The following is a 10,476-nucleotide window of genomic DNA, read 5'->3' on the forward strand; positions in this document are numbered from 1 at the left end:
CAAGTTGAAACGCTACATGGGTGGTAAATTTTTAATACCATCTATCCCGGCAGTTTTCTTACCCGGGTCTACCTGGGTCACACGCCTAACAGCTAGCAACCTTGCGTAATAACTTTTGGCCAGAAGTATGAGAGTATTTACGCCGAAAAGCGGATTTCACCACGGCTGGATGCTCTGTAAATTAAATGCCGGCAACTTAAATACATTCTTCAAGGGCCCTTATCCAGTCTATATCTCTCCATTTAAGGATTGGATTGACACTAACTTGGGACGGTATATCGTCTGCATCCCATGCCACGCTTAAAAAGGGCTTTGGATTACCCAGTCTTCTTTTTAGTGTTTTAGCTTTATTCATTGCTATTGATTACTTTACATTACCTCTAACAGTGGGTACGTCAGCAATGAATAATGAATAATGAACAATGAATAATTATTAGAGTTTAGGGAAAACTAAGCAATTCAGATACTGAATATTTACTCTTATTCGTCCGCTCTTAATTATTAATTATTAATTATTAATTATTAATTAGTATGCTTCTTACCCAATCCTACTCTCCCTAAGACCTACGACTAAAGTGCGTAGATTAACCTTGAATGGCTTGCCTTCGATTTCGACCTATATACTTAGGTGTCAAGCGACGGGAGACCCCTTGCCGAATCAAGTTGGAATTTTATTAACCAAAGTTATGTATCCACAAATATACCTTTTTGTCAAATTTTTGAGCTTCTATTGTTAAGTTGTCTTTGGAAAATTTGTTTTTTCTATCTAGAGATTAAATTTAAAACTACTTAATATTCTACGGATTAAATATAGTTTACAGGGGTTTTTGAATAAATTAATCAAACCAAGCCTGTGACTATAAAAATTATATCATAAGCTCCAAATTAAGTAAACTCGTAAAATAATTGAGAATAGTGTCAATAAACCCCTATCTTTACACTTATTCATAATTTGCTTAACATGGGAATTTTAAATTTATTCCTTCAGAAACATTTGTTTTGCTTATAAAACTAAAAAATAGCAGTCACCATTACTATTACTATTAAGACATTCTCGCTCTTCTCAAATTTAGTTCATGCTGCGAATGTACGGGCCTTTTCCTGCGGAATGATACGCAAATATGTTGCCTAACCAAATGGCCTTATGATTATGCACAGCTCCGCTATAGCCCTATGCGCAAATTAGAAGTAATACCAAATCTAATTACCATAGACCACATATCTTAGTTCAGAAAAGCTTGATTTATATAGATTTTAGTTGACTTATTTGTGGTCTAGCTAAACTGGATTTAGTATTATGATTTCACAACTCAAGTTCCTCGTTTTTGTGCTTTAATACTCTGGTTAAAAATGTAGTAGATCAAGAACCCTTGCTTCATTCATTAAAAAGCTGATATCTGACTGCTAATAGCTATTTTCTTGCGCGACATGAATGGGCAGTATTCCGCAGGAAATGCTTACTTTTAATTACTTAAACAAGTTTAACTGCTGAGACTACTATTATAATTTTGTAGCAGCATTTGTGACTCTTTAATAGTAATTTTTTCTTCTTGTAAAGCTTGCTCAGTTTGACAAATAACCCTTGCTTCATTCATTAAAAAACTGATCCCAATTACTAAAATTAATGTTAGACTTCAAGACCTCAATAGTTACCAATATTCAAAGTATGTCTTTGACAATTTCAGATACCTTAGTATATATTTTTCCTACTTTTAACTTCTCCCCACACCTCCCACATTCCCCTCCTGGGAGCAGAGCTAATTCTTTGTCGTCAGAGAATATTTACAACCCTATATTTTTTTGAGTTCTTGTACTCCCCAAACTCCCCAAACTCTCCACACCTCCCAAACTCCCCACACCTCCCCAAACTCTCCACACCTCCCAAACTCCCCACATTTCCCTACCTGGACTTTAGGAAAAAACAGGTTAAAAATAAGGTCAAACTTTTATACAGTAATGTTTTGACCTGAAATCAAACGTTTTCTTGGTATATCTAGGTTTTCCTGCGGAATGCTACGCAAACAGCCATTTTAAGCATGTTCAGGTATTTCTCTTGCTAATACTCGGTTTGAAGCCATTTTCAGTGTAAAAAATCTAAAAGTCCAGCTACCCCGATCAGACATAGCATTCTTTTTGAAAAATGGTATGAGAGCTGGCTGCTAATAGCTATTTCCCTCCGCGACATGAATGCTCAGCATTCCGCAGGAAATGCTTACCTTTAATTAGGGGTTGCTGATTAAATCAGAAAGTATTTACAGATCAAGGTTTTAGTCTGTAATGGTATTTAAAAAGTGCCAGCTTTTAGGTAACTCAGGCTCAAAAAGTTAGTATTAAAGGCTCACACTTGACAGAAAAAATAACGGACATTCTTCCGACTCCCTCCTCTAAACTTCCCGTAAATTCTGAGGACTGAGGACTGAGGACTGACTCCTCCCCCTACCAAAAAACTTTTTCAGCAAACCCTAATTATTACTCCGTAGGGGTTTGGTCTCCAAACCCTCTACCAAACTAGGAGCTTTAGCCTTTTTGAGAATCTGACTCTCTAAAGCAAGCAAATTTGGTATAACATTTTTTTGTAATGCTGTATATAGCAATCAGAGAGTGAATCCACAACTAAAGATTAAGACGGCCAGAGTGCTTAATGTTCGGTGGGTTACAGCGTAGTGCGGGCCGGAATGCCCGCAACGATTTTGGTTCCGATTCATAGTTATTGCCGCCTTACCCTCCCCACCCTACGCCTGGATTTAATATTCCTTTTACAAACAGTCTCTCAGGAATGATTTGTGAGAATTTTTATGATAGTTAATTTGAGCTGAAAACCTTGAAAATTCTGACTCCTGACTCCTGACTCCTGACTCCTGTAAGGGCGATTCGCTTGCTCGCCCCTACACCAAAATCTTACAACTGAAATAGGATTGCTATATAAATAAAAAGTATCGTGAATAAATTTTTGAGAAATGAAAATAGCTATTACAGGAGCAACAGGGTTTGTCGGTACTCGCTTAGTGGAGCGTCTACATTCAGAGGGAGAACAAATATTAGTTTTGACTCGCAACCTAGAAAAAGCGAAACTAATTTTTCCCAACTCAGCTTATCCTAATTTAGAAGTAGTTGCCTACGAACCACAACAGTCTGGTGCTTGGCAAAAATCTATAGATGGCTGCGACGGTGTAGTAAACCTAGCAGGTGCTGGTATTGCCGACGAACGTTGGAGTGCTACTCGCAAACAAGAAATTATGGATAGTCGCAAGGTAACTACCGAAAAATTAGTCGAAGCGATCGCCCAAGCTAATTCTAAACCATCAGTATTAGTAAGTGGGTCAGCTATTGGTTATTATGGCACGAGCGAAACGGCAACTTTTGACGAACAAAGTAATAGTGGAAATGGTTTTCTGGCAGAAATTTGTCGGGAGTGGGAAACTGCTGCCCAACCTGTCAAAGATGTAGGAGTAAGGTTAGTTATTGTACGGATTGGTATTGTATTAGGTATGGGAGGCACTGTCTCAAAAATGCTGACTCCCTTTAAATTATTCGCTGGTGGCCCTATTGGTAGTGGCAAGCAATGGTTTTCCTGGATACATATTGACGACTTAGTTGGTTTAATTTTACATTCTCTGCGCCACCCAGAAATGGAGGGAGTATTTAATGGTACTGCTCCTAATCCTGTACGAATGGGAGAATTTTGTCAAGATTTAGCAGGAGCTTTAAATCGTCCTTCTTGGTTACCCGTACCCGATTTGGCCATTGAATTATTATTGGGAGATGGTGCTGTAGTTGTATTAGAAGGTCAAAAAGTTTTACCGAAGCAGACTCAAGCTTCTGGTTTTGAGTATCAGTATCCTACTGTTAAACCTGCGATAAAAAATATTTTGGCTTCCTGACATCTAGCATTGTTGACGCTCTCCGCACTAAAGCGACGGAGATTCTTGCACAGAATTAGCCCAAAGCCTAACCCTGATGGGCATCGTCAAGATGCCTCTATTGACTTTGCTCAAATCTAATTTAAGCATTGCCTTTACAATTCTTACGAATATTTGCGCTACCATTACAATCGGCATTGACTAACCAATTATCGGCACTACGATACAAACCACGCTTAATCCGTTTTCCTGAAGGCTGCCACCCGTCGGGTTTTTCACCATATTTAGGTAGCTCATCATTATCTAAAAAGCTTGATTGACTTGTTAGTAGCTCTTCTGTTTCTACGAATTTAATGCCGTAGTCATTGCATAATTGAGCAATTCTCTCTTTGAGTTTAGCTGTCGGAATTTGCACAAACTTTTGATTATTCTTTGCCCCCATATTTGACTCGTTCTTCTGACCTTTATTCCAGCCAAAAACAATAGTGCCAATACCGTTGACAAGACAATGATTAATTACTATTCTTGCTGCTTTATTAACCCCATCTCTTATCTGTCTATTACGTTTTTCGGTAACATGAGCTAAAGTTCTTGACCAAAATCCTTGAGGTTTTTCTTCTTTCATTCTAGCCACTTGTTTGTTGTACCACTGGTTGACCGATTTCAGATGTTTTCCATCAATAATAAAGCTTGTTTCTGAATTAAAGCTCACAAGTTAACCAATTATTTAATCCATGATCTATTCCTAATACCTTGCTGAAGTCAAGAACCTGATTTTCTGGGAATTCAAGCATTTTTTGATAAACAAACTCAGCATAAAAATAGCCATTTCTCGGTACTATTCTAATTTCTTTAATTAACTCCCATTTTAAATTAATAGGAAAATCAAGGAAAAACTCAGTTAATCCAAACCATACTTTAACTCTATTTCCCAGTGGAAACCTTATTTTACCATCTCTTAACTTTAACCATTTTTTAGGATAAGTAACTGTGAATAATCCTCCAGATTTACGATATTTAGGTGTATTAGGCTTTTGATTTAGCTCTCCTTTAATGTATTTTCTTAACAGTTGCTTAAAGGAGCGAAAAGACTCACCAACATTTAAACAAGTTTGCTGCATTGACGAGGCGTACCCAGCTTGAAAATGGGGATTAGATTTCATTTGTTTTGTTAAATCAAATCCAGTCACAATTTTACCCGTCTTAAACCATATTTGACGGCCATAATAAACACAACAGTTGTATAAATTGTTTGATTCGTGACAGAGATATTCGATAATTGCACTCGTATTTTTATCTGCTTTAATTAAAACTTGCTGACATCCAAACAATTTGATTTACTACGAGCCATAGAATAATATTATTTATGTTAGCTTATTGGTTGATAACTGTCAATACATCGACCAATAAATATGAGAAAAGATTCGTTTGGGTATAGACATAACAACCACTCAGTAGGACTTGCGACTATCCACTTGGTTTGGATTCCTAAACGTCGTAAGCCAGTCCTTATAGGCGACATTAAGCTTAGATTAGCAACTATTTTAGAGTCAGTTGCATCTGATAAAGGTTGGATTATTAAGGCTAAAGAAATAGCACCAGACCATGTTCACTTGTTAGTAGAATATGATGAAAAAACAACTATATCTGAAGTGGTTAGAGCTTTTAAGGGAAAAAGCTCAAGAATATTGAGAGAGGAATTTCCAGAATTAACAAAACTACCTTCTCTTTGGACAAAGAGTTATTTTTATGATACATCTGGTAAAATTAGTACAGCCCATGTAATGGCTTATATTAATGACCCACATCACGATAGGCATTAAGACGGCTCCTAAATCCCCTCGCGTCGCTCGGACGCCCCGTGTTGAAACAACGGGGCTACCAAGCTCCCGTCTTTTTCTCGTGTAAAAAGAAAGAGTGTGGGAGGTGTGGGAAGTGTGAGGAGATTATAAAAAGATTTGGTAATGCTTGAAGATGGAACATTTTTTTCTACCGAACCCGAGCGGATTTGATATAACTAATATTTATAGCAATTTGATCGACTTAGTTAGACTACACTATTTGTTTTACTGAAACGTGAAATAATCTCCAAAAATTACTAAGCACGTCAAAGTTTTGAGGCTACAAAATATTAATGAATGAATGCTTGATTTTTAACTTCCATAAAACGGTATTATTTAATTCCAATTCCAAATTAAAACTGCCTATTAATTGAGAGACTTCAAGCCTACTTTTTTAGTGAAATTTTTCACTCAAAATCAAGCTGCCATGATTGAATTTGAAAGGCAGCTTGCCAAAATCATTTTTCTATACCAAGATAGTTCAAAAAATCTTTATTTCTCAACAGTTTTTGATTTTTCTGCTAATTCTTTTGCTTCTTCCAAGTTGTCTGGATCTACATAATGACATACTGCATCATCTAAACAGATTAAAGCCCAACCAGACTCATCAATAGTCATCAATTTATAACCACCTTCCTCAATAAAAAACCCTTTGTGATTACGAGTTTCAGGCTTGATCTTAACTTCATTAATTTCATTATTAAATGTCATTGTATTTTAACTCCTTAGCATTATGTAACATACTCCCACGCCAACTTTAAAGTATAACGTGAGCTTCTCATTTCCTAGTCCTGGTATCCCGTCGGACTCCACAATCCTTAAAAACGGAATACCTTGCCATCCTATTTTTGATATTTATTGCCACATTCACATTGCAGTCTATTACTATGTCGCAATGCGGAAAAGAATAAATTCTATCTCCGATAAAAATTGAAAATTCTAGAGTGAGGATTCTCGACGATTTAGCTAAAAAAAATTTTTGACTAATTGTCTTTAGTTAACCTACTTTTGTTCTTTCATAGTCAGTTTTTTTGACTTCGAGCAAGCAATTTTTCGTCGATTTTTGTAGAATATCACCAATGCACTCCATCTATGAAAATGCCTAGAATTGTGCAAATAATTTCCCTTTACTAGCCTAACTTTATAGAACATAGATTGATTGAAATTATAAGTTTAATACTTATATTTAAGTCAATCTTTTTGTTTGAACCTGAGCTTTTATGCCTAAATTAGCATTTTTCAAGTTTTTGAGCGATTTTGATTGAGGTAGTTAGTAGAGCCATAAGCTCTTAGAGATTTTCTACTTTATTAATGATTAACTAATCTCTGAAGTTCTAATAATCATAACATGATAATTTCTGATTTTTAGTAAAGTTTTTATATGAATCATTAAGTTTTTTTAAGAACTATTTTGTTAATTATTTGATTTGCTGAAAAATTAGTTTAGATATCAAATAACCAACTTTGAACTCGACTAAGACTAGGCCATTCACCTCTTCTCTCAAAACCGTCCTGAATATTATTTTTAATTTCTGCAAGCCAATCTGCATCAGCCATAATCATTTGCTGGGCTATCTCTACATGAGGTCTAACACCCTTTTCTCCTATTTCCAGCATTGCTAAAGCTAAATTAATTCGGCCTTGTGGATCGTCTGGATTAAGTTTAACTCCTGCCTTAGCTGCTTTATGGGCTGATTTAGGTTTTTTCTCTAATAGATATAACCACGATAAACTAATCCAACTACTACTACTTTTAGGAGAACGTTTAGTAATTTCTTTAAATAATGGAATTAAATTCTGTGGGTCTTCTCCAGCTTTATATCTTTCTAGTCCTTCTTTATATAATTCTTCTGGTGTTTGAGTCATTTGAGTTATCAGTTATTAGTTATTAGTTATTAGTACCTCAAATCTGAATTAGGAGGCTACAAAAATCCGAAAATTATTTTTTTATCCCCTGGAAAAGGGAAGTTTAAGACCTTATTTCTTAATTTTAATATTCAAGGGTTTCTACTAGAAAAAATTTATCGCCAAAAATTATAGCACTACACATTAAGGTTAGGACATTTCTAAATCCTGTTTGCCGAGCATTTCCCTATCAGAAAAAGCCTTTAAAAGTCTGCTGTTCTAAGTTTTGTGTTACCTGCTCCCGATTCAAGTAACGCTATAATACTAATTAATAGGCATTAATACTCCCGTTGTATCCAACGTCCCTACCTCAGACCCTACTCAAGAAAGTTTGGACACTAACACTATATAAATCAATTTACAGAATATTTAGGGGTACATTCAGTAATTGAAAATCAAAAATATCCTCTCCCTAAAAGGGAGAGGATTGACCAAGAAGGAAAAAAATTTTTTTCTCTTGGTCGATTCGATATGGCTAGGTTTCCTTTCCCTCCGGGACGCTACGCGTTTTCTTATAGGGAATGCTCCGCAAAGATGTCGCGTAGCGTTAACGAAGTTTTGCGCTAGCTAAACAGCATCCCATCCTACGGACTGGGACCCTTGCAGACCGCTTTTTCTCTTTTCAAGGGGAGGCTAATAAAGCTGAATTATTTAATTATTAATTAAATAATGTACCCCTATCTTTCCAGACGGATAATATACCACATCTATCTAATTTCTCAAAGATGTAGTTTAATTTAATTAATATTAAGCTGAAAAGGAACTACCACAACCACAGGTTTGAGTTGCATTAGGATTAGTAAATTGGAACCCACCACCAATCAAAGCGTCACTATAGTCAAGCATTAAACCATAGAGATAAAGTATACTTTTGCGATCGCAAACTACCTTGTTAAACTAAGCCAGTTTGTTACCAAACCGACTCGTCTTCAGAACCGGACGTGAGACTTTCACCTCATCAACGGCTCCTCTCTTAAACGTCCTTTGTCATAGGTACATCCTGTTTCAGAATTAACATATCGTCAATCCATATATAGTTATCAGGTAAATCCTGGGGTTTAAATTTTGGATATGTCTTTTTGTCTTTCACAGTTTTCGTGTCGTGGCAATGTCGGTGCAACAATTGTTTGTTTTTAAGTGTGTTGTCACCACCCTTAGACCTTGGTTTTATATGGTCTACTTCCATAAGGTCAGTTGGACTAAAGGTTAGTCCACAAAATGCGCATTTATTCTTCTGCCGTTTTAGCAGCGTCGTGACTTCTTTCCTTACGCCTGGATGTTTGCCGATTCTACTACCCCAATAAGTCCAGTCACCGTCTAATGGGGATTTATTACCTTTTACTTTGATGTGCCTTGCGATGGGTACATCTGAGTGTTGGTTTAGTATATATTCGCCATCATTAAGAACCCAGTTCCTAGATTTTATTGTGGGGAAATACTTTTTCTTCACCCAGGTGGCAGGCTTATTTGGGTGTCTTCTACTTGTCCATCGCCATAATCTTTTCCATAGGAAAAAATCCAGTTTTTGAAATATCTCTTTACTGACTGCGGTTGAGAAGTAGTTGGCCCATCCTCTAATTATCGGGTTTAGTTTGGCGATTAAAGCCTTTATTGGGGCGGTTTTGTGTGAGTTACATATATCCGCTAATTTCCGATATTGAGTTTTTATACTCTTAAAGGACGGTTTAATCAGCGTCTTAAATCCTTGTTTGGTTGACTTAACTTTCCATTGCCTGATTGTGAATCCTAGGAAGTCAAATCCAGGTTTATTACCTTCATATTCTTCCAGGGTGTGGGCAATTTTAGTTTTTTCCGGTTTTAGTTCTCCTACTACCTGGTTTAACCATTCCTGTATTACGGATGCGGCTTTTAACACTACTTTGATGTCTTCATGTAGGATAACAAAGTCATCAGCATAGCGTATTAGAGTTAGACTTTTTACCTTGTCTCGCCAACCTATTTGACGACCATGTTTGTTTTTCATGTTTAAGGTTTTGGCAACTTCATTAAGTCTCTCTTCCATACCGTGTAAGGCGATGTTTGCTAGTAAGGGACTAATTACCCGAGAGTGTGGTGTACCTTCCATAGATTCTAGGAATTGATTATTGTCAAACACGCCAGACTTTAACCATTGTTTGATTAGTCGTCTATATGGGGATTTTCCAATCTTTCCTAGAAGTGCATCATGGTTAATTCGGTCAAAACACTTGGATATGTCCGCATCTAGCACATACTTGGGTTTGCGCTTGATACTTTCAAAGATGGCCTCAATGGCATCATGTGTTGACCGTCCTGGTCTAAAACCATAGCTATTAGGTTCAAAACGTGCCTCCCATTCTGGTTCCATACCTAACTTAACCAGAGCTTGTAATGCACGGTCGTACATTGTGGGGATTCCAAGAGGTCTCTTTTCATCCTTCCCTGGTTTTGGTATCGAGACTCTACGGGTCGGACTTGCTTTGAGGTATCGCGTGTTTAATAAATCAACCAAGTTAAGTCTCTGCATAGGAGGTAGACTTTTGATACCATCTATCCCGGCAGTTTTCTTACCCTGGTTGTCTTGGGTAACGCGCCTAACAGCTAGCAACCTCGCGTAATAACTTTTGGTCAGAAGTCTTTGGTATTTACGCATCTTGCGGATTTCGCCACTATAGGATGCTCTGTAAATTAATTTTTGCAACTTAAATACATTCTTCTCAACCCGTCTCCAGTTAATATCTTTCCATTTGAGGTTTGGATTTACACTAACTTGGGACGGTATATCGTCTGTATCCCATGCCACGCTTAAAAAGCGAGTGTGTAATTCTGAGGTCTCCATTTCCTGCGGAAAGGCTTCGCCAACAGAATGTAAGACACACTCAAGAAATGGT

Annotated in this window: 7 protein-coding genes and 2 pseudogenes; 2 read left to right on the top strand and 7 right to left on the bottom strand. The window is 36.9% G+C overall.

Annotation, left to right across the window (positions count from 1 at the left end):
- Nucleotides 1–18: 18 nt before the first annotated feature.
- Nucleotides 19–126, bottom strand: a pseudogene (locus F6K40_RS41690) (reverse transcriptase N-terminal domain-containing protein); the annotation flags it as partial.
- A 2,831-nt stretch (nt 127–2,957) separates the two neighbouring features.
- Here F6K40_RS41690 and thyD point away from each other — a divergent pair.
- A complete protein-coding gene (gene thyD / locus F6K40_RS35615) occupies nt 2,958–3,881 on the top strand; it encodes a thylakoid membrane protein ThyD (RefSeq protein WP_293143499.1) in 924 nt (307 codons plus the stop codon).
- Between the two features lie 121 nt (nt 3,882–4,002).
- Here the strand turns inward: thyD and F6K40_RS35620 are convergent, their stop codons facing one another.
- Nucleotides 4,003–4,572 carry an IS200/IS605 family accessory protein TnpB-related protein gene (locus F6K40_RS35620; RefSeq protein WP_293143502.1) on the bottom strand — a complete coding sequence of 190 codons (570 nt, stop codon included), beginning with the start codon at nt 4,570–4,572 and terminating at the stop codon, nt 4,003–4,005.
- Nucleotides 4,562–5,191, bottom strand: a complete 630-nt coding sequence (locus F6K40_RS35625; RefSeq protein ID WP_293143505.1) for an RNA-guided endonuclease InsQ/TnpB family protein — start codon at nt 5,189–5,191, stop codon at nt 4,562–4,564. The genes F6K40_RS35620 and F6K40_RS35625 overlap by 11 nt, the downstream gene beginning before the upstream one ends.
- An 81-nt stretch (nt 5,192–5,272) precedes the next feature.
- Between F6K40_RS35625 and tnpA the strand changes: the two genes are divergently transcribed.
- The gene (gene tnpA, locus F6K40_RS35630) at nt 5,273–5,683 is read left to right on the top strand and encodes an IS200/IS605 family transposase (RefSeq protein ID WP_293143508.1); all 411 of its coding nucleotides are present in this window, start codon (nt 5,273–5,275) and stop codon (nt 5,681–5,683) included.
- 510 nt (nt 5,684–6,193) lie between these two features.
- On the opposite strand, the gene F6K40_RS35635 is transcribed toward tnpA, so the two are convergent.
- The 4 genes and pseudogenes from F6K40_RS35635 to ltrA form a co-directional block, all read right to left on the bottom strand.
- Nucleotides 6,194–6,412, bottom strand: a complete 219-nt coding sequence (locus tag F6K40_RS35635) for a hypothetical protein (RefSeq protein ID WP_293143511.1) — start codon at nt 6,410–6,412, stop codon at nt 6,194–6,196.
- 732 nt (nt 6,413–7,144) lie between these two features.
- Nucleotides 7,145–7,567: a hypothetical protein gene (locus tag F6K40_RS35640; RefSeq protein ID WP_293143514.1), complete on the bottom strand. Its 423-nt coding sequence runs from the start codon at nt 7,565–7,567 to the stop codon at nt 7,145–7,147.
- Between the two features lie 786 nt (nt 7,568–8,353).
- Nucleotides 8,354–8,497, bottom strand: a pseudogene (locus F6K40_RS35645) (iron-sulfur cluster assembly accessory protein); the annotation flags it as partial.
- An 82-nt stretch (nt 8,498–8,579) separates the two neighbouring features.
- The coding region (gene ltrA, locus F6K40_RS35650; protein ID WP_365673933.1) for a group II intron reverse transcriptase/maturase at nt 8,580–10,476 on the bottom strand (1,897 nt) is incomplete at its 5' end.

Origin of the sequence: Okeania sp. SIO3I5 (genome assembly GCF_010672085.1) — a bacterium.
Taxonomy (GTDB): Bacteria; Cyanobacteriota; Cyanobacteriia; order Cyanobacteriales; family Microcoleaceae; genus Trichodesmium.

Excerpts from the sequence above, each read along its gene's own strand:
- thyD (WP_293143499.1), top strand. The coding sequence starts at position 2,958 with ATGAAAATAGCTATTACAGGAGCAACAGGGTTTGTCGGTACTCGCTTA.
- tnpA (WP_293143508.1), top strand. The coding sequence starts at position 5,273 with ATGAGAAAAGATTCGTTTGGGTATAGACATAACAACCACTCAGTAGGA.
- F6K40_RS35635 (WP_293143511.1), bottom strand. The coding sequence starts at position 6,412 with ATGACATTTAATAATGAAATTAATGAAGTTAAGATCAAGCCTGAAACT.
- F6K40_RS35640 (WP_293143514.1), bottom strand. The coding sequence starts at position 7,567 with ATGACTCAAACACCAGAAGAATTATATAAAGAAGGACTAGAAAGATAT.